Here is a 23,269-nt window from a genome sequence, read left to right on the forward strand (position 1 = left end):
CGCGCCCGCGCCCACCACATCCTCATCCGGCCCCGCCCTATCAAGAGGATGACAAATGAACAGACTTCTGGTGCCCCTCTTGACGGTTCTCTCGCTCAGCCTGTCGTCGTGTCTGCCTGCCGGGCGGGGGGCGGACGAGACGTGGGTGACGCACCGCCGGGACGGGACGCTGCTGGTGAACGGGCGGCCCTTTTTCCCGTTCGGGTTCTACCATCTGGCGTGGGCGGAGGACGGCACGGCGCAGGGACGGCTGGACGACCTGCGGGAGATCGGGCGGGGGGGCTTCAACGTGGTGTGGACCGAGCCGCTTTCCGGTGCCCAGGAGTTCGGGCCGCTGCTGGAGGCCGCGCGGCGCAGCGGGGTGTACGTGGTGGCGCACGAGCTGGCCCCGGCGGCGGCGCGGGAGGTGGCGGCTCATCCGGCGCTGCTGGGCTTCACGCTGATGGACGACAGCAACCGCCAGAGCACGCCGCGCGCCATCCGCCAGTTGCAGCGGGAGTACAAACGGCTCGCGCCGCGCAAGCTGACTTACATCAGCCTGTCGGTGGGGGTGGACCGGCCCGAGCGGGCGTTTTTCGGCGTGTCGGACGCGGTGGGCAACCAGAGCTACCCGGTGGGCGACCCGGTGGACCGCATCGGTGTGGTGTACCCTGCCATGCGCCAGACGGTGCTGAGTGCCGCCCGGCGGGGGGTGGTGCCCATCGCCAATCTCCAGACCTTCGCGTGGGAACGCCGCGACCTGCCGAGCGAGGCCGAGGTGCGGAACATGACCTATCAGGCGCTGATGGCGGGGGTCAAGGGGGTGGTGTACTACGCCTACCGCACCGAGGGTCACGACATTGGCGAGGACCCGGCGGCGTGGCGCGCGGCGCAAGTGCTGGCGGGCGAGGTGCGGACGCTGGCCCCCACCCTGCTCGACGGCAAGCGCACCGAACTGCTCTCCGGGCGCGGCGACGAGGCGCTCGCCGTCCTCGTGGAGCGGCTGCGCGGCCCGTGGTATCTGTTCGTCCTCAACAACCGGGAGACATCCCGCGAGGTGAGGGTGCGCGTGCCGGGGGTGAGCCGCCTGACCCCCGTCTTCGGCGGCGCGACCCTGGAGATGGAGCGCGGGGTCGTGGAGGGCACGCTTCCCTCCCTGGCCGCGCAGGTGTACGAGGTGCGGTGATGGGTGTGCTGAGGGTCTAACTATCTAACGGTCTAACCGTCGAACTGCCGTGAATCCGTTCGACGGTTAGACCTTCGACCGTTAGACCGCTCCCCTACGGATGCCCCCCGTGTGTCGGCGGCGGCGTGGTTCCCAGCGCGGCGGTCGCGGCCAGCACGCCGAGGAGGAGGGCCGTCTCCAGCGCGAGGGCGGGGCGGATGCGTATCGAATGGGAGAAAGCGCGGCGGACGAGGGCGGCGGCGAGGAGAGCGGCGGCGAGGAGGGCGAGCTTGAGGAGGAGCGTTCTGCCGTACCCGCTCGCCGGGAGGGTGGGGAGCGTGCCCGCGTGCCGGAGGGTGAGGGCCGTGCCGCTCACGGTCAGGAGCGCGACGCAGGCGAGGGCGACCGGGGTGAAGCGGCGGGCCTGGGCGGGGGTGGGGACGGGGTGGGTCAGCAGGGCGGACACGCCGCCGAGCCACAGGCTCATCGCGCCAGCGTGCAGCGCGGTCAGGGTGTGGAGGCCGGGGCCGTGGGTGGCCCCGTGTCCCCCGCCCGCCGCACCCCACAGGAGAACGGCGGCGGGCGGCACGGAGAGAAGGGCGGGCCAGGCGGACAGCTCGGCGGCGAGGAGCACTGCCCCGCCGAGGACGCGGGTGAGGGCCGCGCGACCGGGGGTGGTGTCCGTGACATAGGCGAGGCCGTCCGGGGCGGTGAGGAGACCGAGGTCCCGCAGGGTCCACCCGACCTCCAGCCCGGCACCGAGCACGAGCAGGAGCAGGCCGAGGGCGGGCCAGCGCCGGGGCGGGTGGCCGGGGGTGAGCCAGCGCCGGGCGAGGACGCCCCCCACGAGCAGCACGACGCCCCCGTACTCCAGCAGGTTCGCGGCGGCGAGGGCGGGGATCAAGGGGCGGGCCTCAGCGCACGCGGAAGACGGAGTGGCCGCGCACGGGATGGCCGTCCTCCGAGAGCAAGCGCCACACGACGAGGTAGCTGCCGGGGGTGAGGCCGGGGCGCAGCGGGAGCTGGACGCGGGCGGCCCGGCCCGTCAGCCGGGGCGAGGTATCCGCCCGCTGTGGCGCGTCGTCCCGGCGGGCGAGGACGGCCCCCGCGAGGGCCGCCGCGTCCTCCCCGGTGGGCAGGGGCACGACCTTGAGGGTGGAGAAGCGCAGGTCCACGGGTTCGCTGAAGGTCAGGGTGACGGCGTTGGGCGCGGGGACGGCGGTGCCCGACTTGGGCGTGACGGACGTGACCTCGGTGTGCGCGAGGGCCGACCCGAGGATGAGCGCGAGGAGGAGGGGAAGGAGGCGCAAGGGTGGGGTCCTTTCTACTGTTCTACTCGGCTGGAGCGGAAGGGCTGGCCGCTGGAAGCTGGAAGCTGGCCGCCCCCCACGCTCAGCCCCCGCTTCCGGCGGGTTACTTGAGGGCGATCTTGCTCGCCGGACCCTTTTCCGGGTCGGCGTCGTCCCACGCGACCACGGTGCCGTCGCTGTAGGTCTGGTAGACCTTCCAGCTCAGCTCGCCGACCTCCTCGGGGTTGCGCGCCTGGAAGAAGAAGCGGGCATACTCCAGCGGCTCCACGCGCCCGCGCCACACGACCTCGGTGACGAGACCGGCGGCGTTCGTCCTGACGCTGCGGGTGAAGCCGGGCGTCACCTGGAAGCGGGTGATCGTTACCCCGGCGGGGACGACGAGGCGAATCTCGGTGGTGCTGATGTCCTTTTCGGTGGGGACGTTCAGGCGGTAGGTCTCGCTCTTGCCGACGACGGACTCCGCGAGGCCCGTCTCGGTGCGGACGGTCGCGTGAGCGGCGGCCACGGTCAGCAGCAGGGCGAGGACGAGGGGCAGGACTTGGGGGAAACGGTGCGTCATGGGCGAAACTCCAAAGGGGTCGCCTGCACGTGGACCGGGCAGGGGAAGTCGTTGGGAATGGGCCGGAGGAACCGACCGCTCGGGCGTCCGCATTTCAGAAGGATTCAAATGAGGGGGTGCGAGGGTGGCGCGCGGGCCTGGGGTGGGGACGGCAGGCCGTGGGCGGCGCGAGGCGTGGGCGCACGGTCCACTCTCGGGGCCGGGCCGGTCGGCGGAAGCGTCGGGTCCGGGCCGGGCATCAGCGCGAAGGCACCCGTCAGGCAGAACAGGCAGTGGGCCGCATGTGACGGCAGGGTGGGGATGTCCTGCGCCGCCTCGCCGTGCCTGTGCTCGTGGTGGGCCGCCCCGGTGGGCCGGTGCGTCTCCCCCGCCCCCATTCCCGGACCGAGCCGGAGGGAGTAGGTGAACGCTGCGATCAGCACGAGCAGGGCCAGCAGCGGGCGCATGGGGAGGAGAGGCCTCGGCCACGTCACGGCCCTACTGTAGCGGGGTGGGGGACGGTTGAAGTGGGACATCTCGCCGTTTCAGGCCGGCGGTTGATCGGACCTCGTTCTCTCCATCTCCTGTTCCCCGGCCCTGCTCGTATTAATTAAACACTTGCTGTTCCCGCTCTGCACGATGCTTTCTGGAACTGCGCCGGGGATCATTCACGCTTTCTTGGGCGTGCCGGGCGAACAGAGGGCAGGGAGGGAGAGGTAGGTTACACTCGCGGTTGCGTGGCGTGCCCGCGAGGGGCGGGCGGCCCGAATCCTGAACATTTTGAGGGAGGGCAGAGCATGAAGGTAGGCATCAACGGGTTTGGCCGCATCGGGCGCCTGGTGTTTCGCATTCTGGTGGAGCGGGGCGTGGAGGTCGTGGCGATCAACGACCTGACCGACAACAAGACGCTGGCGACGCTGCTGAAGTACGACTCCACCGCCGGACGCTTCAATGGAACCGTGGAGTACGACGAGGAGGCGCTCACCGTCAACGGGCAGCGCATCGCCGCGCTCGCCGAGCGGGACCCGGCGGCGATCAGGTGGGGGGAGCTGGGCGCGGACATCGTGATCGAGTCCACGGGCATCTTCACCGACCGCGAGGGGGCGGGCAAGCACCTGCAGGGCGGCGCGAAGAAGGTCATCATCACGGCACCCGCCAAGAACGAGGACATCTCCATCGTGCTCGGCGTGAACGAGGAGCAGTACGACCCGGCGAACCACCACATCATCTCCAACGCGAGCTGCACGACGAACTCGCTGGGCGCGCCCATGAAGGTGCTGGACGAGGCGTTCGGGATCGAGAAGGCGATCATGACGACCGTCCACTCGTACACGAACGACCAGCGCGTGCTCGATCTGCCGCACAAGGACCTGCGCCGGGCGCGCGCCGCCGCCGTGAACATCATCCCCACCAGCACGGGCGCGGCGAAGGCCGTGTCGCAGGTGTACCCGGCCTTGAAGGGCAAGTTCGACGGCACCTCGCTGCGTGTGCCCACGCCGGTCGGCTCGATCAGCGACGTGACCGTGGTCCTGGGCCGCGACGTGACCGCGCAGGAGGTCAACGACGTGTTCCGTCAGGCCGCCGAGGGGCCGCTCAGGGGCATCGTCAAGTACACGGAGGACCCCATCGTGCTCCAGGACATCGTGGGCGACCCGCACTCGGCGATCATCGACGGCGGGCTGACGCTGGCGATGGGCAACCTCGTCAAGTTCTTCTCCTGGTACGACAACGAGTGGGGCTACTCCAGCCGTATCGCGGACCTTGTGCAGATGGTGCAGGAAAAGGGAGCGTAAGGAGCCGTCAGCGGTCAGCCGTCAGCCATCAGCTTTCCCGGCTGACCGCTGACGGCTGATGGCTGACCGCCAAAGGAGGACCCATGCAGACCCTCGATGCTCTGGATGTAAGCGGCAAACGCGTCCTCGTGCGCGTGGATTACAACGTGCCCGTCAAGAACGGGGTGGTGCAGGACGACACGCGGGTGACGGCGAGTTTGCCGACGCTGCGGAAGTTGCTGGACGGCGGCGCGTCCGTGGTGCTGATGAGCCATTTCGGCAGGCCGAAGGGGGGGCCGGAGGAGAAGTACAGCCTGCGGCCCGTCGCGCCCGTGCTGGAGGCTGCGCTCGGGCGTCCGGTGCGGTTCATCTCCTCCCTGCCTGCCAGCGAGGAGACGCGGGCGGCGGTGGAGGCGCTGGGGCCGGGCGAGGTCGCGCTGCTGGAGAACGTGCGCTTCGAGGCGGGCGAGGAGAAGAACGACCCGGAGTTGAGCAAGAAGCTCGCTCAGCTCGGGGACGCCTTCGTCCTCGACGCCTTCGGGAGCGCGCACCGGGCACACGCCAGCGTGAGCGGGGTGGCGGACTCGTTGCCGCACGCGGCGGGGCTGCTCCTGGGGACCGAGGTGGACGCCCTCTCGCGGCTGCTGAAGGACCCCGCGCGGCCCTACGTCGTCATCATCGGCGGGGCGAAGGTCAGCGACAAGATCAAGGTGATCGAGAACCTGCTGCCGAAGGTGGACCGGATGCTCATCGGCGGCGGGATGGCGTATACCTTCATCAAGGCGCAGGGCGGGAGCATCGGGGAGTCCATCCACGAGGACGACCAGCTCGATCTGGCGCGCAGGTTGTTGAACGAGTACGGCGAGAAGCTGATGCTCCCCGTGGACGTGATCGCCGCCGACCGCTTCGCGGAGGACGCTCAGACCCAGATCGTCCCCAGCAATGCGATTCCCGACGGCTGGCAGGGTTTGGACGCCGGGCCGGAGACGGTAAAGGCATATAGCGACGCCCTCCAGGGCGCGAAGACCGTCTTCTGGAACGGTCCGCTTGGCGTCTTCGAGTTCGCGGCCTTCGCGGGCGGCACGAACGCCATCGCTCAGGCCGTCGCGGAGTTGGGCGAGGGCGCTTACACGGTGATCGGCGGCGGCGACTCGGTGAGTGCCATCAACAGGAGCGGGCAGGCCGACCGGGTGAGCCATATCTCCACGGGCGGCGGCGCGAGCCTGGAGCTGCTGGAGGGCAAGGCGCTGCCGGGCGTGGAAGCGATGAAGTGAGAGCCGTCAGCGCTCAGCCGTCAGCCGTCAGCACTCAGGGGCGAAAGCTTCCGGCTGTTGAAAGCTGACCGCTGACGGCTGATAGCTCCCTGGAGGAACCATGACCAAACCAAGAACCCTGCTCGCCCTCAACTGGAAGATGAACAAGACGCCCACGGAGGCGAAGAACTGGGCGCGCGAGTTGGCGGGCAGCTTCACGCGCGGGACTGCCGAACTCGCGGTGATGGCCCCGGCGATTGATCTACCCGGCCTCAAAGAGACGTTGCCCGGCGGGGTGGACGTGGGCGGGCAGGACATCTCCCCGCACGAATCGGGCGCGTACACGGGTGAGATCAGCGCGGCGATGTTGCGGGACGTGGGGGCAACTTACGTGGTCGTCGGGCACTCCGAGCGGCGGGAGTACCACGGGGAGACGGACGCGCTCGTGGCAGCGAAGGCGCGGCAGGCGCAATCGGGCGGGCTGACTCCCATCGTCTGCGTGGGCGAGGGGCTGGACGTGCGCGAGCGCGGGGAGCAGGTGCCCTACACGCTGGCGCAACTGCGCGGCAGCCTGGAGGGTGTGGGCGAGAACGTGGTCGTCGCCTACGAGCCGGTGTGGGCCATCGGCACGGGCCGCACGGCCACCGCCGACGACGCGGAGGAACTCGCCGTCGCCATCCGGGACGCCCTGCGGGAGCTGTACGGCGACGTGGCGGACGGCCTGCGCGTCCTGTACGGCGGCAGCGTGAAGCCGGACAACATCGCCTCTATCTGCGCGCAGCCCAACGTGAACGGGGCGCTCGTGGGCGGGGCAAGTCTGAAGGTGGCCGACGTGGTGGGGATGAACGACGCGCTGAAGTAGGACAGGTCCCCTCTCCCCCACTCCGGCCTCGGGTGGGGGTTCTAGCATGGCCTGCAAGTGATTAGATTCACGATGTGAGACGACGTGATTTTCTTAGCCTGACGATTCGATGCTGAATCGGCGTTATGGGAAGCCAGGCTGGCTACACTGGGGGATGGACCGTCGGCTGGCAGCGCCGCTCACGGCAGGGATCGGCCCCCTCCTGGGCCGCGAGCGGGACCTGGTGCATCTCAAAGGACTCCTGGGGAATGGAGTCCGGCTGATCACGTTGCGCGGTCCGGGCGGCATCGGCAAGACGGCCCTCGCCCTGCACCTCGCCCATGCCGTTCGGGACACCTACGATCAGGTCGAGTTCGTGGACCTGACCTCCCTGCGGGACCCGGCGGGGGTGCTCGGCGTGATCGCGGGGGCGCTCCCCACCCCTCCACGGAACTCGGAGGGACTGCGGCGGATTCGTGACTTCGCCGCGCAGGGGACGACATTGCTGGTGCTGGACAATTTCGAGCAGCTTCTTCCCGCTGCGGGACAGCTCGGCGAGCTGATCGCCACGGCAGAAACCCTTCAGGTGGTGGTGACCAGCCGCTCGGCGCTGCACCTGCACGACGAACACGAGTACCCGGTCGGGCCGCTGGCGCTGCCACAGCGCGCCCGGCACGCGGCGGCGAGTCCCGCCGTGCAACTGTTCGTGACGCGCGTTCAGGCCAGCCTGCCCTCCTTCGAGCTGAGCGCGGGCAACCGGGCGGACGTGATGAGGCTCTGCGAGGTGCTGGAGGGCGTCCCGCTGGCCCTGGAACTCGCCGCCGCCCGCCTGCGGACCTATGCGCTGCCGGAACTGCTGGCCCGGCTGGAGCACCCGCTCGGCATTCTGAGGGCGGACTTCCGGGACCGGCCCGAACGCCTGCGCTCGCTGAGGGCCGCCGTGCAGTGGAGTTACGACCTGCTGGACGAGGGGGACCGGGCCGTGTTCGAATGCTGCGCGGTCTTCGAGGGCGGCTTCACCCCGGACGCGCTGGTGGATGTCTGGGGCGGCGAGGACGTGCTCGACCGGATCGAGGCGCTGATCGAGCAGAGCTTCCTGCAACGGCTGGATACGCCGGACACGCGCTGGAGGATGCTGCAACCGCTGCGGGAACTCGCCGCCGGGTACCTGGAGGGCCGTCCGCTGGCCCCGCTCTGGCGCGAACGCCACGCCCTGCACTTCCTGAAGATGATCGAAGACCGCTACCGGCGCTGGTTTCAGACGACCACCGACGACCGGGGAGCGTACCTGGCGCACTATCCCAACATCCGCGCGGGGCTGGTCTGGGCCGTGGAACAGCGCCGGGCAGACCTCGCCTACCGTTACCTCGGAACCATCGGGACGCTGTGGATGCCCTTCGGCCTGCTCGCTCGGGAAGCGCCGCTGGCGGAGCAGGTCCTCGCGCTGCCCGCGCCCGCCGACCGGGAGGTGCGGGTGCGGGCGCTGCAGGTCGGCGCGAGCTGCCTGGGCAACGCCGGGCAGTTCCCGGCGCAGGCCACGCGGCTGCACGAGATTCTGGCGCTGTGCCGCGACCCGGAGGCCCCCGAGAGTGCCGCCTGGGCCAGGCTCAATCTCTCGTGGGTCGAGCGGGAGGCGGGCCGCAGCGCGGAGGCCTGGCAGCTTCTGCAAGAGGTCCTGCGCGAGTACGCGGCGCGGCTGGGGGACCGGACCCCGGACCGCATGCAGCGGATGCTGCACGCCAGCGCCCTGCTGCACGCGGCCCTGAGCCTGCTCGACCTGGGACAGTGCGACCTGGCGCTCGACCACGCGGCCCAGGCCCACGGGCGCTACCGGGACGCCGGGAACAGCGTGTTCGAACTCGAATCGGGGGCCGTGATGGGCCTGCTGATGGTGCATCTGCGCCGACTTCCGGAAGCCCGACTCCGGCTGCTCGCCGGTCTGCACGAGTCGGTCGATAGGGGGTTCCGGGGCGTGGCGGAGGATACCCTGCGCTGGGGATTCACGGCCCTCGCCGCCGAAGGGCAGGAGTGGAAGGTCCTGGTGCAGCTCGTGGCGTTCGTGAACGATCCGGCGCTGGAACGCGCGCAGAGCGCCCCGGACCGCCGGGTTCGGCAGCATCTGGCCCTGGCCCGCGCGGCGCTGGGGGAGGCGGACTTTCGGGAAGCCTGGGAAGCCGGGACGCGCCTGCTGCTGCCGGACGCCGTGGAGCTGGCCGAACGGCTGGCACAGGAGCCGGGTCCGCCCCAGGCCCGCGCCGCCTCCGAGCTGACCCTGACCCCCCGCGAGTGGGAAGTGCTGGCGCTGGTCTCGCAGGGGCACCCGGACCGCCGCATTGCCGGGCGGCTGGGCATCAGTCCGGGCACCGCGAGCAAACACGTCGGCAACCTGCTCGGGAAGCTGGGCCTGCAGAACCGGGTGGAGCTGACCCGCTGGGCCATCGAGCAGGGGCGGGCGGACCAGTCGTAATCCAGACCTACCCTGCCTGGGCCGCGCCACCTACCTAGTCCTGTCAGGGGGCCAGTTCTGGCGATGTGCCGGGCACCGCCCCTCCCTACTGTGAGCCTCAGCCCAGCGTAGGGACCCGGAGAAGAAGGAAAGCCGCCGTCAACGGGACGGGGACTCATCCTGCTTGCGTCACGGGCACAGAAGCGCGGGCGGAGGCGAAGCATGAGCACCTTGAAGCGTTGGACCCGCCGTTCGCAACTTCTGGTGATCGGAGCGGCGCTGCTGAGCGGAGCCGGGCAGACGACCGTGCTGGCGAACGGGCTGCCGACCGTGCAGACCCGTCAGAGCGACACCCTCGGCAGCCGGATGGCAGGAATGTCCGGCACGGGCCTGAGCCTGGCCGAGTGCCGCCAGCGGATGCAGGACGTGGACACCCTGCTTCGCGGGGCGGGCTACGGCAACGTCCAGACCCATACGTTGGAAGACGGCACGCTGGTCGCCCGCTGGTACCACACCGACCGGCAGATGACGGCGCTGGCTTTTTCGGGTCAGCACAGCAGCGGAAACGCCTTCTCGGTGGGGGAATACGCAGGCATCATCCGCTGGAACGAGTTGATCGCTCTCCCCTGAAGCTGGTGGGGCGGTCCTGGAAGATGAGCCTGGGCCGCCCCTCTTCTGGAGCCTGAAGAGACTGCCGGGCCTGGGCCGTTCGCTGGCCGGGCCGGGAAGGGCTGCGGCCCACGCCGCCTATAATTCTGCTCGTGACCGCGACGGATACTGACGTAACAATTCATGACCTCGGGCAGCATGTGGGCGAGACGGTGACGCTCTCCGCCTGGCTGACCGACAAGAGCGGCAAGGGCAAGCTTCAATTCCTGAAACTGCGCGACGGCTCGGGCTTCGTGCAGGCGACGGTGTTCAGGGGGGACGTGACGGAGGAGGTGTTCGAGGCGGCGCGGCGGCTTTCTCAGGAGCAGGCCGTGCGGGTGACGGGCGAGGTGCGCTCGGACGAGCGGGCACCGGGCGGGGTGGAGCTGAGCGTGCGCGACCTCGTGCCCTACGCGGAGAACGGGGGCGAGTACCCCATCACGCCGAAGGAACACGGGATAGAATTCCTGCTCGACCACCGCCACCTCTGGCTGCGGCACCGCCGCCCGTGGGCCGTGCTGCGGGTGCGGGACTGCGTGCAGCGTTCCATCGTGGACTTCTTCCACGGGGAGGGCTTCGTGCGCTTCGACGCGCCCTTCTTCACGCCGAACGCGGCGGAGGGCACGACCGAGCTGTTCGAGATCGACCTCTTCGGGGAGGACCGGGCGTACCTCTCGCAGACCGGGCAACTGCACGCGGAGGCGGGGGCGCTCGCCTTCGGCAAGGTCTACACCTTCGGGCCGACTTTCCGGGCGGAGAAGAGCAGGACGCGGCGGCACCTGCTGGAGTTCTGGATGGTGGAGCCGGAGGTCGCGCCGAGCAGCCATGAGGAGAACATGGCGCTCCAGGAGCGGTTCGTCTCCTTCCTCGTGCGGCGGGTGCTGGAGGAGTGCGGGGCGGAGCTGGAAACGCTGGGGCGCGACGTGGAGAGGCTGCGGCCCGCCGCGTCAGGCAACTACCCGCGCGTGACGTACACGGAGGCGCTGGAGATCATCCGGCAGCATATCGAGGCGGGCGACCTGCCGCCGAACGTGCAACCCGACGTGCAGCCCGTGGAGTGGGGGGACGATCTGGGCGCGCCGCACGAGACGATCCTGGGGTCTCACTTCGACCGGCCCGTCATCGTCGAGAAGTATCCGGCGGCGATCAAGGCGTTCTACATGCAGCCCGACCCAGGGGACGCGCGGCTGGCCCTGTGCGACGACATGATCGCGCCGGAGGGGTACGGCGAAATCATCGGCGGCTCGGAGCGCATCCACGACTACGAGCTGCTGCGGTCGCGGATCGAGCACGAGGGGCTGCCGCTCGAAGCGTTCGACTGGTATCTGGACCTGCGCCGATACGGGAGCGTGCCGCACGCGGGCTTCGGGATGGGGCTGGAGCGGGTCGTCGCGTGGATCACGGGCATCGACCACATCCGCGAGGCGATTCCCTTTCCCCGAATGCTGACGCGGATGGTGCCTTGAGGACAGGCCTGGCGTGACCCGCTTCCCGCCCCCGCAAGGGCGAACTCGCAAAGCCGCGTCGGGAAACCTGAAGACTTGCTGGCCGCCGGCGGCTGGCGGCTGGTCGCCCCCTCCCCACCCGTGGGGCTAGACTGCCGCCGTGACTTCCGGTCCCGCCCCCAGCAGTTTGCCCCCCGGCTTCATCCGCGCGCAGGACGTGCTGGACGAACGCTTCCGCCCCACCCAGGCCCGCGCGCTGGACACCCGCTACGGCAACGAGGAATTGCTGTTCGGCCTGGACCTGCTCGGCCTCGCCGGACCCTTCTACCGGGTGACGCCGTGGGAACTGGAGGACGAGCGGGGCGTGCGGCGCATCAACGCCTCCGGGTACGCGGCGGTGCCGTTCGGGGACATGCCGCCCGTGCTGACGGCCTTCGTGCGCGAGTTTATGGAGAAGAACCGGGCGCAGAGTCTCGCGCAGCAGGCGAGCAGCCCGTGGCGGGCGGCCCTCCAGACGAACCTCATCCGGCTCCTGGCCCGCGAGCTGCCCAGCCACGCCGACTCGCAGGTGTTCTTCTGCTCCAGCGGCACGGAGGCCATCGAGGGGGCCTTGAAGTTCGCGAAGGCGTGGCGGCCACGGGGCAAGTTCTACATCTCCTTTTCCAGCGCCTATCACGGCAAGACGCTGGGCAGCCTGAGCCTGACGCCCAATCCCGAGTATCAGGACGTGTTCCGACCCCTGATTCCCGGCGCGATCACCAGCCCTTATGGGGACGTGAACGCGCTCGCGGCTCTCATCCGGCGGCTGGGGCCTCAGAACGTGGTCGCGGTGATCGTCGAACCCATCCAGGGCGAGGGCGGGGTGAACATTCCCCCGGCGGGCTTTCTCGCGGGCGTGGGCGAGGTGTGCCGCCGCCACGGCATCGTCGTCATCGCGGACGAGATTCAGACGGGGCTGGGGCGAACGGGGAACTGGTTCGAGTCGGCGGCGCAGGGGCTGGACCCCGACATCATCACGCTCGCCAAGCCGCTCGGCGGCGGGATGACGGCGGTGGGCGCGACCCTCGTGCGCCACGCCATCTACAAGAGGATGCTCGGTGGCCTGAGCAGCAAGCGGCACTCCAACACCTTCGGAGGCAACGCGCTGGCGATGGCCGTCGGGCTGAAGTCGCTGGAATACCTGATCGAGCAGGACCTCCCCGCCCGAAGCGCCCGCCTCGGCGCGGTGGGGCTGGAGCGGCTCAGGGGCATTCAACGGCAACACCCCCGCCTCTTCGAGGACGTGCGCGGCCAGGGGATGCTCCTCGCCATGCAGTTCAAACCGATGGTGGGCGTGCCCCTTCCCGGCGTGCTGAAGGAACTCGTGTTCGAGGCGACCGCCATCCTCGCCCTGCGCGAGCTGCACGGGGCGGGCGTGATGGCGAATCTCAGCCTCTCCTCCAAGCGCACCGTTCGCCTGACCCCCGCCCTCGACATTCCCGAGGACGTGTTCGGCACCATCTTCGACCGGGTGGAAGCGTTCGCGGGGCGCAACCCCGCCGCCCGTTCCCTCCTCACGAACACGCCCCCCGCCGTCACCGCGCGGCTGGCAAAGTTCGCGGCGAGCAAGCCGAAGAAGCGGACGACGAGCGACGGGTAGGAGGCGTGTGGCGTGTGGATGCTTGATCCACACGCGACGAGCCACACGCCACAAGCTCTAAGCCAGCCCACACCCCCGCTGCACGAGCAGATGCACCTCGTCCCGCCCCAGCCTTCGCGTCCCCAGGGGCAGATCGGCGGGCAGGGTGCTCAGGCCGGGCACGAGGGGGGCGTACTTGAACTCGGGTTTGGCGATCAGGTCGCGCCCGGCGGTGAAGGCGAGGACGAAGTTCACGCGCAGGTCAAAGTGGGCGTTCAGCTCGGCGCGCAGGGGGGCGGGGTCGCCGCTCAGCAGCGCGAGGAGGGCCGGGTGGGTCTCGAAGCCGTCCTCCAGATGCTCGGTCACGCGGGCGGTGTCGAGGAAGAGGGCCGCGCCGGGCAGGACGTAGCCCGTCACTCGGCGGCGGCACAGCTCGGGCGGGTCGCCGCGTGGGGGCGTCACCTCGCGTCCGGCACGCTGCGCCCCGCCCAGGTACGACCAGAAGCGGCCCAGGGAGCTGTAGCGCGCGAGTTCCACGTACCCGGCGGGCCGCGCGGGCAGGGGGCGGGTGGGCCGGGAGGTCACAGCGGCTCCGGGGAGGGTCGCCGGTCGTCAGGAGCCAGTCGCCAGGGAGAGACGTGGGCGCTCGCCGTCTTTCCTATGAATGTTCTGGTCCGACCTGCTCCCAGGCCAAGCAAGAAAAGACAGGTTCTCCACCGTGAAGAACCCTGCGGCATTCCTTCCGCAAGCAGGGCTGGACGCGGACACCCGATCACCCGGCCATGCTATCCCCCCACCCCCGCCAACGCTCAATGTCCGGTGAACGACCACCCGTGCCCGCCCTCGCAGTCGCCCCCCTTTAGACCGGGTACAACGGGGCATGACCACGCAACCCAGGAACCCGGCGGACCTGCTCGCCCAGCTCGACCCTGACGCCCTGCGGAGATTGAGCGCGCGGGTGGACCTGCCCTCCCTTATCGGCGCGGCCTCGCGCATGAGCGACGCGCAGCTCTCGCACCTGGCGAAGACGCTCGCGGGTGGGGACCGCAAGACGCCCGTGTTGCCGGAGCCGAACGGCGACTTCTTCGGGCAACTGGCCGAGCTGACGGAGGGGCAGCGCGAGGTCGCGGCGGGCGTGCGCGACTTCATGCATCAGCACGTCGCGCCCATCATGAACGAGTACTGGAACCGCGACGAGTTCCCGCGCCAGATCATCCCGGAGATGCGGAAGCTCGACCTGCTGCGCCGCGTCTGGAACGAGGACGGCACCCGGAAGCCGGACGCGACCGTGATGGAGGGCCTGATCACCCTGGAGGCGTGCAAGGTGGACGTGTCCACCGCCGTCTTCTTCGGCGTCCACGCGGGCCTCGCCTTCGCCTCCATCGCGCTGGGCGGCTCGGCGGCGCAGAAGGCGGAGTGGTTGCCGAAGATGCTCGACCTGGAGGCCATCGGTGCCTTCGGGCTGACGGAACCGGAGGGTGGCTCGCAGGTCAGCCAGGGGATGCGGACGACCTGCCGCCGCGACGGGGACGGCTGGGTGCTCAGCGGCGAGAAGAAGTGGATCGGCAACTCGACCTTCAGCGACTTCACGGTGATCTGGGCGCGCGACGTGGACAGCGGGGAGGTGCGCGGCTTCATCGTGCGCGCCGGAACGCCGGGCTACGAGGTGCGGAAGATCGAGGGCAAGATCGCCCTGCGGATCGTGGAGAACGGGCAGGTCACGCTGACGGAGTGCCGGGTGCCGGAGGGCGACCGCCTTCAGGAGGTGCGCGGCTGGCGCACGACCGCCGAGGTGCTGCGGCTCACCCGCGCGGGCGTGGCGTGGCAGGGGGTGGGCTGTGCAATGGGGGCCTACGAACTCGCGCTGAGGTATGCCCAGACCCGCGAGCAGTTCGGCCAGCCCATCGGGAACTTTCAGCTCATCCAGAATCACCTCGTCCACATGCTCGGCAACGTGACGGGGATGCTCTCCATGTGCCTGCGCCTCTCGCAGATGGCCGACACGGGCCAGATGCGCGACGAACACGCGGCGCTGGCGAAGGTGGTCACGGCGGCCCGCTGCCGCGAGACGGTGGCGCTCGCCCGCGAGACCTTCGGCGGCAACGGCATCCTGCTCGAAAACGGCGTCGCCAAGCACTTCGCCGACACCGAGGCGATCTACTCCTACGAGGGCACGAACGAGATCAACACCCTCGTGGTGGGGCGGGCCATCACGGGCTTCAGCGCGTTCGTATGAGCTGACGCGCATGGATGGGGCCGGGGGGCGGCGGGGTACACTCCCCCCATGCCCCCCCGGCCCGAGGTCGCGCTCGCCCTGCTGCGGGTCGTGGTCGGCGGGGTGTTCGCGGCGCACGGGGCGGACAAGATTTTCGGGACGGGCCTGGAGGCGGTCACGGCCAATTTTAGGACGTGGGAAGTGCCCCTCCCCCTCCTCACCGCCCCACTCGTCGCCGTGCTGGAGCTGGCGGGCGGCGTGTTGCTCGCGCTCGGCCTCGGCGCGCGGGCCATCGCGGTCATGCTGGCCGCCGAGATGCTGGCGGCCCTCTGGTTCGTTCACCGGGAGGGCGGGTTCTTCGCGCCGCGCGGGGTGGAGCTGCCGTTGCTGCTGTTTGCCGGGTGCGTGGCGGTGGCGGTCGGAGGGCCGGGCCGCCCAGCATTCGGGCGGTCGGGGAACGGGACCGCGCCGTCGCCCACATCTAAACCGAGGGCAACCGAGTCGCGTGGTGGACGGCAAAAAGGCTGACGCCAGGGCTACGCCCATCCTCCTGTTCAGGCTCGCACCCTCCGCGCGTGAGGTGCTAGAATGGCCCGTTTCAGAGCGAAGGGCGGGGCCGTCCTTACGCACGTGGCAGAATCCAGGGGGCGGTGCGCGGCGCGGCCAGACACCGACTGACAAGGAGTTTCGAGCTTGCAGAACCAGAATCTAGTGGTGCGCGGGGCGCGGGAACACAACCTCAAGAACGTGACGGTGGAACTGCCGCGCGACAAGTTCGTGGTCATCACGGGCGTGTCGGGCAGCGGCAAGAGCACCCTGGCCTTCGACACGATCTACGCCGAGGGCCAGCGCCGCTACGTCGAGAGCCTGAGCGCCTACGCCCGGCAGTTCCTCGGCCTGATGGAGAAGCCCGACGTGGAGGCCATCGAGGGCCTGTCGCCCGCCATCTCCATCGACCAGAAGACGACGAGTCACAACCCCCGGAGCACGGTCGGCACGGTGACGGAGATTCACGACTACTTGCGCCTTCTCTACGCAAGAGTCGGCATCCCGTACTGCCCCATCTGCGGGCGCAAGATCGAGAAGCAGTCGCCGAGCGAGATCACGGACCGGCTGCTCTCGCAGTTCGGGGACGCGCGGGCGATTCTGCTCGCCCCCGTGGTGCGCGGGCGCAAGGGCGAGTACCGCAAGCTCTTGGGCGACCTGCGGCGGGAGGGCTTCGCGCGCGTGCGGGTGGACGGCACCCTCTACGAGCTGGAGGAGGCCGAGAAGCTCAAGCTGGAGAAGTTCGAGAAGCACGACCTCGACGTGGTGGTGGACCGCGTGACCCTGCGCGAGAGCGACCGCAGCCGCATCGCGGAGAGCGTGGAACTCGGTTTGCGCCGGGGTGAGGGTCTGCTGCGCGTCCTGATGCCCGAGGCGGGTGAGGGCGGCACGCCGCTCGAAGAACTCTTCTCCGAGAAGTTCGCCTGCCCGGAACACGGCAGCGTCCTCGAAGAACTCGAACCGCGTTCCTTCTCCTTCAACTCGCCCTATGGCGCGTGCGGCGACTGCGCGGGCCTGGGCAGCAAGCAGGAGTTCTCGCCCGAACTCGTGGTGGACGAGGGGCTGAGCATCGCCGAGGGAGCCATCCTCCCCTGGAGCAAGAAGGGCACGGGCGGCGGCGTGTACTACTGGGACAAGCTCAAGGCGCTCGCCGAGCACCTGGACTTCGACCTCAAGACCCCGTGGCGCGATCTGCCGGAACGGGCGAAGAAGGCCATCCTGGAGGGACCCGGCGAGCCGTTCGAGGTCGTGTACCGCCGCAACGGCAAGGAGACGATGCGCTTCACGACCGAGTTTGAGGGCGTGATTCCCAATCTGGAGCGGAGATTTGCCGACACCGAGTCGGAGTTCATGCGCGAGAAGCTCGAAGAGATGATGGAGCTGCGCCCCTGCCCGACCTGCGACGGCACCCGCTACAAGCCGGAGATTCTGGCCGTGCGCGTGGGCGGCCTGAACATCTCGCAGGCAAGCGGGATGAGCGTGCTGGAGTCGGACGCCTTCTTCGGGCGGTTGCAGGATGGGGACCTGAACCACGAGGCCATCGGGCCTCACCTCGGCGGGCACCTCGGCGGCACCGCGAAGGCCCACCCGCCCCGGCGCTACGAGTACGCCCTCAACGAGTTCGGGGCGGCGGTCGGTGCCCCCATCCTGCGGGCCATCCGCACCCGGCTCAAGTTCCTCGTGGACGTGGGGCTGGATTACCTCTCGCTCGACCGCACGGCGAACACCCTCTCCGGCGGGGAGGCGCAGCGCATCCGCCTCGCCACGCAGGTCGGGTCGGGGTTGACGGGCGTGCTGTACGTGCTGGACGAGCCGAGCATCGGCCTGCACCCGAAGGACAACGGGCGGCTCATCGGCACGCTGAAGAATCTGCGCGATCTCGGCAACACCCTGATCGTCGTCGAACACGACGAGGACACGATGCTGGAGGCCGACTACCTCGTGGACATGGGGCCGGGCGCGGGCGTCCACGGCGGCGAGGTCGTGGCGGTGGGCACGCCCCAGCAGGTGCGTGACAACGAACACAGCCTGACGGGCAAGTACCTGCGCGGCGAGCTGAAGATCGAGGTGCCGTCCACCCGGCGACGGGGCAACGGCAAGCGGCTCAAGGTCATCGGGGCGCGCGAGCACAACCTCAGGGACGTGTCCATCGACATTCCGCTGGGGACGATGACGGTCATCACCGGACCTTCCGGGTCGGGCAAGTCCACCCTGATCCACGACATCCTCCACGCGACCCTCGCCCGCGAGCTGAACGGGGCGAAGACGACGCCGGGCCGCTACGACCGCATCGAGGGCATGGAACATCTCGACAAGGTGATCGAGATCGACCAGTCCCCCATCGGGCGCACGCCGAGGAGCAACCCGGCGACGTACACGGGCGTCTTCACCGAGGTCCGCGACCTGTTCACCCGGACGCCGGAATCCAGACGCCGGGGCTATCAGGCGGGGCGCTTCTCCTTCAACGTCAAGGGCGGGCGCTGCGAGCACTGCAAGGGCGACGGCGTGATGAAGATCGAGATGAACTTCCTCCCCGACATCTACGTGCCGTGCGAGGTCTGCAAGGGTGCCCGCTACAACCGCGAGACGTTGGAGGTCAAGTACAACGGCAAGACGATCTCCGAAGTGCTGGACCTGACGGTGGAGGACGCCCGCGCCTTTTTCGAGAACATCCCCGGCATCGAGCGCAAGATGAGCCTGCTGTGCGACGTGGGGCTGGGCTATATGCGGATCGGGCAGCCCTCGACGACCCTCTCCGGCGGCGAGGCGCAGCGCATCAAGCTGGCGTCGGAGCTGAGCAAGCGGGCGACGGGCAAGACGATCTATATCCTCGACGAGCCGACCACCGGCCTGCACTTCGAGGACGTGCGGCGGCTGATGGAGGTGCTGGAGCGGCTGGTGGAGGGCGGCAACACCCTGCTCGTGATCGAGCACAACCTCGACGTGATGAAGTGCGCCGACCACATCATCGACCTCGGGCCGGAGGGCGGTGTGCGGGGCGGGACGGTGGTGGCGACGGGGACGCCGGAGGAGCTGGCCGCCCACCCCACGAGCCACACGGGCGAGTACCTGCGCCGGGTGCCGGGCATCGTGCCCGCCGGGAGCGGGGAGGACGCCGAGTTGGTGGGGGCCACCTCTGGCCGCAAGACCCGCGCGAAGAAGGCGGTGGGCGCGTGACGGGGACGGCCTCGCCCGCCCGCTCCCGCAGGCGCACCCGCCGCGCGCCGGAGCCGGTGCAGGTGCGCCCGCTGTGGACCTTCCTGCGCTTGCTCGGCGGGTGGGCGACGGTGGCCGTCCTCGCCTACCTGATGTGGACGCCGGGCGACTGGCCGACGCGGCTGCTCGCGTGGGTGGGCCTGACGATCCTCGCCGACGAGTTCGGCGGGTGGTTCGGGTACATCGGGGCGGTGCTGGGGGGGCTGCCCTTCTTCGCGGACGCCGCGCCCCCCGCACAGTGGGCGGTGATCGTGCCGCTGGTGGGTGGGGCGCTTCTCGCGCTGCTGCTCGTCAAGCATTCGGGGGGGGCGTTCGTGCTGCCCTTCGCCGCCGCCGTCTTCGCGCTGCCTCTGGTCGCCGTGGGCCGCTACGGTCGGGCGGTGGACCCCGAACTCACGCTGCCCGCCAACGCGACCTTCCAGCGCACCGCCCTGACCGCGATGCTGGCGGGGCTGGCCTTCAGCTTCGTGCGGCAGCTCGTCGGGGTGGCGTGGCGCTACGGGCGGCGTCGGCGGGCGCGGCGGGCGGCGGTGGCCTCGGCTCCTGTTGTGGTCGTCGAGGAAGAGGTAGAGACGGCGGAGCTTCCGGCACCGACTTCACCGGCTCGCCCGTCGGGGCGGCACGGGTAGGGCTGAGAAAATAAGGCAGGAGTAGAAAGACGCGTTGTTCGGGATGCCATGCCCGTTCCACCCCCTCCCGGCCTCCCCCCTCAAGGGGGAGGGGCCAAAAGAGCAGGAGCTTTTGCTGTTTGCTCCCTCCCTCCTTGTGGGGGAGGGTTGGGGAGGGGGGTGACGAGCAACGCTCGTCCTGCTGCTTGACGGCGAGCATGCCTCCACCGTCCCTGAACAACCCAACCACGCCCCACGCCGGGGCATCCGCCCATCGCCCTCACGGGGGTGGGCGGTAAACTGACGGGCGTGACGAGACTTCAGGGAAACAATTCCAACCGCACGGTGCTGGTGATCGGGACACTCATCGCCGCCGCGCTGATTGCCGTGGCACTGTTCGCCGTGCGCGGCAGGCCCGCCGCCGGAAGTGGGGAGACGGTGAGCTTCAACCTGGCCGGACAGCCCGTGCTGGGGCAGGAGGACGCGCCCGTGACCCTCGTGGTGTTCGAGGACTTCAAGTGCCCCAACTGCAAGCGGTTCGAGGAGGAATTCCTGCCGGAGATCAAGACCCAGTACCTTGACACCGGCAAGGCGAAGCTCGTCTCCATGAACTTCCCCTTCCTCGCGCAGAACGCGGGGCTGCCCACCGACGACAGCAAGCTCGCGGGGCAGGCCGCCGAGTGCGCCTACAAGATCGGCGGCAACGAGGTCCACGAGCGGATGAAGCAGATCATCTTCCGGGCACAGGGGTCCGAGAGCGAGGTCTGGGCCTCCAAGTCGCGTCTCAAGGAACTGGCCGGAAGTGTTGAGGGGCTGGATACGGCGCAGTTTGGCACCTGCCTCGACAATGACGAGACCGCCGCCGCCGTGGACGCCGACGAGCAGCAGGCCGTGAGCGCCCGCGCGACGGGCACGCCCGCCATCTACGTGAATGGCCGGGTGCTGCCGAGCTACGACGCCGCCACGGTCGGGGCCGCCATCGACGCCGCCAGCGCGAACTGAGGGTATGACCCGCGACAACCGCCTCTACCTCGCCTGGGTCGTGGCCCTCACCGCCACCATCGGCAGCCTGTATTTCAGTGAGGTGCGCGGCTTCGTGCCCTGTGTGCTGTGCTGGTTCCAGCGCATCGCCATGTACCCGCTCGCGCTGCTGCTGGGCATTGCCGCCCTGCGCGGCGACCTGGGCATCCGGGGCTACGCGCTGCCGCTCGCCATCGTCGGCTGGCTGATCGCCCTTACGCAAAATCTGGAGGACTGGGGCATCATCCAGACCCTCAAGGTCTGCGGCGTGGGCCAGACGACCGCCGGATGTGACGTGCAGTGGCCCGTGTGGGGAGGCCCCCTCGCCAACCTCAACTCCATTCTTACTATTCCGGTGCTGGCGCTGATCGCCTTTACGCTGGTGATCGGGCTGCTGAGCTGGGGACGGGGGCGGAGGGTGTAGGGGAGCGGTCAGCGATTAGCCGTCAGCTTTCAGCACAAACAAAAGGGGGCGGTCGTCCTATACGGCGGCCCCTTCTTTTGCTGAGGGCTGACCGCTGACGGTGAAGGCTTTCCCTACACCGGCCTCCCCGCCATCATGAAGCTCGCCGTCATTCCCCCATCCACGGGCAGGATCACTCCCGTCAGGAAGCTCGCCTCCGGGCTGCCGAGGAAGTAGATCGCCTGGGCGACCTCGCGCGGCTCGCCGAGGCGGCGCAGGGCGTGGAGGTCCTCGTAGTCGCGGCGGGTCTGGTCGGGGTCCTCGCTGCCCGTGATGGCCTGCATGACGCCCTCGGTGGAGATGGCACCGGGGGCGACGGCGTTCACGCGCACGCCGCGCGGGGCGAGGTCGAGGGCCATCGCGCGGGTGAGGTTGACCAGCCCGCCTTTGCTCGCGTTGTACGCGGCGTTGTTCTGCTCGGCAAAGAGGCCCTGCACGGAGGCGACGTTCACGACGGCGCTTCCCGGCCCCATCATCTCGATCAGGGCGCGGGTGAGGAGGAGCGGCGCGGTGAGGTTGACGCCGATGGCACGCATCCAGCCGCGCTCGCTGACCTCCAGGACGCTGCCGTGGGCACCCTGGTAGGCGGCGTTGTTCACGAGGACGCCCACGGTGCCCAGCGGACGCGCCGCCCGCACGATGCGCTCGCGTCCGGCGGCGGTGCTCACGTCGGCGCGAACGCGGGCGTGGCCCCGTAGCACGGGCGGCAGGCCCAGGTCCACGCTCAGGACCCGGTGCCCCCGCTCCGCGTACAGTTCAGCCACCGCCCGTCCGATGCCGCGCGCCGCCCCCGTCACGACCACCGTGCCGGAGTCCGCCTCTCCCTCCCGGTTGACCCCGCCCTTGCCCGTCATCCTCCCAGTGTGCGGTGCGTGAGGTGGGACGGGGAAAGAATGAAGGGGCGCTCAAGGCAAGACGTTCAGCCGTCCGTCCGTCGTTCGGACAGAATCCGCCGCACCGCCTCGAAGAAGGCTTCAGGCCGTGCAGTCGTCCCCTGCGCGAGGGTGGGCCGTCCGCCGCCCCGACCGCCTGTGACTTTCAGCGCCTGACCTAGCAGGCTTCCTGCGTTCACGTCCTCCCGCCCGCTGCCGATGCCACAACGTCCATCCGAGCTGAGGACGACGACCACCTCGCCCGGCGGCACGTCCGTCAGGGCGGAGGGAAGGAGGGTGGCATCCTCCAGCATCACTTCACGGAGCGTCACACCGCTTACCACGCGCGTCGGGGCTTGACGGACAAGCAGGTGGGCGAGGCGCTGGCGCAGGGCGACGGCCTCCGTCCTCGCGGCGTCCCGCTCGGCGGTGAGGGCTGCCACACGTTCGGGTAGGGTCTCCACGGGGGCGCTGAAGCCTCGGGCGAGGGTACGGGCTTGAACATGGACGCCACTCAGATACTCGGTGGCCTCCTCCCCCGCCATGAAGAACACGCGGGTCAGGCCGCCCCGGATGCGCTCGGTCCGCAGCACGACGACGGGGGCGGCCATCGCCGCTTGGGGAACGTGGGTGCCGCCGCACGCGCTCACATCGAAAGGCACGCCGCTCTCGTCTCGGAAGATCACCAGCCGCACGTTCCCACTCACCTTCGCCTCGCGGCGCAGGGGGTAGCGGTGGAGTTCGGTGTCGGGGACGGTGGGCGTGTCAAGCGTGAGGGGAACGCGGCCCAGCGTCTCACGCAACAGACTTTCGGCGGCGCGCACGTCGGCCTCGGTCGGGTCGCCCTCCAGATCGAGGGTGGACTCCGGGTTCCGCATACTCACCGCCGCCACACGGAAGGCGGGGTTGACCCGGTGGAACGCCTGAGCGAGCAAGTGTTCGCCGCCGTGCCGCTGCGAGTTGCGCCAGCGCCGCGCCGCGTCCACCTCCCCCGTGATGACGGCACCGACCTCCGGCCCCGGTCCTTCCAACTCGTGCCAGACCCTTCCGCCCTCCCCCTTGCGGGTATCGCGCACGCGGGCCTCTCCCCCATCCCAGCGCAACACGCCGCCGTCCCCGTTCTGCCCGCCGCCCTCGGGATAGAAGGCGGTGGCGTCCAGAGCGACGGCCTCCTCCCGGACGGCAGTGACGGTTGCCGTGAAGGTGAGGGGGCCGGGATGGTCGCGGTACAGGGCGCGGGTCATGGGAGGCAGGGTAGAGCGTGGAAGAGCGGTCAACCGCCAGCCGGGGAGCTGAGGGCTGACCGCTGACGGC

21 protein-coding genes are annotated in these 23,269 nt (G+C 69.8%); 14 read left to right on the forward strand and 7 right to left on the reverse strand.

Features of this window, described 5'->3' with window-relative positions:
- Positions 1-55 precede the first annotated feature (55 nt).
- A complete protein-coding gene (locus V3W47_RS04725; RefSeq protein WP_331824026.1) occupies positions 56-1,165 on the forward strand; it encodes a hypothetical protein in 1,110 nt (369 codons plus the stop codon).
- Positions 1,166-1,259: 94 nt separating this feature from the next.
- Here V3W47_RS04725 and V3W47_RS04730 read toward each other — a convergent pair whose 3' ends face one another.
- The 4 genes from V3W47_RS04730 to V3W47_RS04745 form a co-directional block, all read right to left on the reverse strand.
- Positions 1,260-2,048: a CopD family protein gene (locus tag V3W47_RS04730; RefSeq protein WP_331824027.1), complete on the reverse strand. Its 789-nt coding sequence runs from the start codon at positions 2,046-2,048 to the stop codon at positions 1,260-1,262.
- Between the two features lie 10 nt (positions 2,049-2,058).
- Positions 2,059-2,454, reverse strand: coding sequence for a copper resistance CopC family protein (locus V3W47_RS04735; protein WP_331824028.1), 396 nt, complete (start codon positions 2,452-2,454; stop codon positions 2,059-2,061).
- Positions 2,455-2,557: 103 nt separating this feature from the next.
- Positions 2,558-3,013, reverse strand: coding sequence for a DUF1775 domain-containing protein (locus tag V3W47_RS04740; RefSeq protein ID WP_331824030.1), 456 nt, complete (start codon positions 3,011-3,013; stop codon positions 2,558-2,560).
- 104 nt (positions 3,014-3,117) lie between these two features.
- A complete protein-coding gene (locus tag V3W47_RS04745; RefSeq protein WP_331824031.1) occupies positions 3,118-3,486 on the reverse strand; it encodes a DUF2946 family protein in 369 nt (122 codons plus the stop codon).
- 303 nt (positions 3,487-3,789) lie between these two features.
- On the opposite strand from V3W47_RS04745, the gene gap reads away from it, so the two are divergent.
- The 7 genes from gap to V3W47_RS04780 all read left to right on the forward strand — a co-directional run bounded on the left by gap (position 3,790) and on the right by V3W47_RS04780 (position 13,036).
- Positions 3,790-4,785, forward strand: a complete 996-nt coding sequence (gene gap / locus V3W47_RS04750) for a type I glyceraldehyde-3-phosphate dehydrogenase (RefSeq protein ID WP_331824032.1) — start codon at positions 3,790-3,792, stop codon at positions 4,783-4,785.
- Between the two features lie 83 nt (positions 4,786-4,868).
- Positions 4,869-6,038, forward strand: coding sequence for a phosphoglycerate kinase (locus V3W47_RS04755; protein ID WP_331824033.1), 1,170 nt, complete (start codon positions 4,869-4,871; stop codon positions 6,036-6,038).
- Positions 6,039-6,138: 100 nt separating this feature from the next.
- Positions 6,139-6,879 carry a triose-phosphate isomerase gene (gene tpiA / locus V3W47_RS04760; RefSeq protein WP_331824034.1) on the forward strand — a complete coding sequence of 247 codons (741 nt, stop codon included), beginning with the start codon at positions 6,139-6,141 and terminating at the stop codon, positions 6,877-6,879.
- Between the two features lie 154 nt (positions 6,880-7,033).
- The gene (locus V3W47_RS04765) at positions 7,034-9,325 is read left to right on the forward strand and encodes a helix-turn-helix transcriptional regulator (RefSeq protein ID WP_331824035.1); all 2,292 of its coding nucleotides are present in this window, start codon (positions 7,034-7,036) and stop codon (positions 9,323-9,325) included.
- A gap of 201 nt (positions 9,326-9,526) precedes the next feature.
- Positions 9,527-9,934 (forward strand): hypothetical protein, encoded by a 408-nt coding sequence (locus V3W47_RS04770; protein WP_331824036.1) that lies wholly within the window; start codon positions 9,527-9,529, stop codon positions 9,932-9,934.
- A 131-nt stretch (positions 9,935-10,065) separates the two neighbouring features.
- Positions 10,066-11,418, forward strand: a complete 1,353-nt coding sequence (gene asnS, locus V3W47_RS04775; RefSeq protein ID WP_331824037.1) for an asparagine--tRNA ligase — start codon at positions 10,066-10,068, stop codon at positions 11,416-11,418.
- A gap of 139 nt (positions 11,419-11,557) precedes the next feature.
- The gene (locus V3W47_RS04780; protein ID WP_331824038.1) at positions 11,558-13,036 is read left to right on the forward strand and encodes a class-III pyridoxal-phosphate-dependent aminotransferase; all 1,479 of its coding nucleotides are present in this window, start codon (positions 11,558-11,560) and stop codon (positions 13,034-13,036) included.
- 57 nt (positions 13,037-13,093) lie between these two features.
- On the opposite strand, the gene V3W47_RS04785 is transcribed toward V3W47_RS04780, so the two are convergent.
- Positions 13,094-13,600 carry a hypothetical protein gene (locus tag V3W47_RS04785; protein WP_331824039.1) on the reverse strand — a complete coding sequence of 169 codons (507 nt, stop codon included), beginning with the start codon at positions 13,598-13,600 and terminating at the stop codon, positions 13,094-13,096.
- 295 nt (positions 13,601-13,895) lie between these two features.
- Here V3W47_RS04785 and V3W47_RS04790 point away from each other — a divergent pair, with 295 nt between their 5' ends.
- The 6 genes from V3W47_RS04790 (at position 13,896) to V3W47_RS04815 (ending at position 21,044) form a co-directional block, all read left to right on the forward strand.
- Positions 13,896-15,251: an acyl-CoA dehydrogenase family protein gene (locus V3W47_RS04790; protein ID WP_331824040.1), complete on the forward strand. Its 1,356-nt coding sequence runs from the start codon at positions 13,896-13,898 to the stop codon at positions 15,249-15,251.
- Between the two features lie 48 nt (positions 15,252-15,299).
- Positions 15,300-15,758 (forward strand): DoxX family protein, encoded by a 459-nt coding sequence (locus V3W47_RS04795; protein ID WP_331824041.1) that lies wholly within the window; start codon positions 15,300-15,302, stop codon positions 15,756-15,758.
- Positions 15,759-15,923: 165 nt separating this feature from the next.
- Complete coding sequence (gene uvrA / locus V3W47_RS04800) at positions 15,924-18,953, forward strand: excinuclease ABC subunit UvrA (RefSeq protein ID WP_331824042.1); 3,030 nt, start codon at positions 15,924-15,926, stop codon at positions 18,951-18,953.
- Positions 18,950-19,621 carry a hypothetical protein gene (locus V3W47_RS04805; protein WP_331824043.1) on the forward strand — a complete coding sequence of 224 codons (672 nt, stop codon included), beginning with the start codon at positions 18,950-18,952 and terminating at the stop codon, positions 19,619-19,621. Before uvrA ends, V3W47_RS04805 begins: the two co-directional genes overlap by 4 nt.
- Before the next feature lie 288 nt (positions 19,622-19,909).
- Positions 19,910-20,602: a DsbA family protein gene (locus tag V3W47_RS04810; protein ID WP_331824044.1), complete on the forward strand. Its 693-nt coding sequence runs from the start codon at positions 19,910-19,912 to the stop codon at positions 20,600-20,602.
- Between the two features lie 4 nt (positions 20,603-20,606).
- Positions 20,607-21,044 (forward strand): disulfide bond formation protein B, encoded by a 438-nt coding sequence (locus V3W47_RS04815; protein ID WP_331824045.1) that lies wholly within the window; start codon positions 20,607-20,609, stop codon positions 21,042-21,044.
- A 113-nt stretch (positions 21,045-21,157) separates the two neighbouring features.
- On the opposite strand, the gene V3W47_RS04820 is transcribed toward V3W47_RS04815, so the two are convergent.
- Positions 21,158-21,937: an SDR family NAD(P)-dependent oxidoreductase gene (locus tag V3W47_RS04820; protein WP_331824046.1), complete on the reverse strand. Its 780-nt coding sequence runs from the start codon at positions 21,935-21,937 to the stop codon at positions 21,158-21,160.
- A gap of 65 nt (positions 21,938-22,002) precedes the next feature.
- Positions 22,003-23,199, reverse strand: coding sequence for an alanine--tRNA ligase-related protein (locus V3W47_RS04825; protein WP_331824047.1), 1,197 nt, complete (start codon positions 23,197-23,199; stop codon positions 22,003-22,005).
- Positions 23,200-23,269 lie beyond the last annotated feature (70 nt).

The sequence above is a fragment of the Deinococcus sp. YIM 134068 genome, assembly GCF_036543075.1.
In the GTDB taxonomy this organism is placed as follows: Bacteria; Deinococcota; Deinococci; order Deinococcales; family Deinococcaceae; genus Deinococcus; species Deinococcus lichenicola.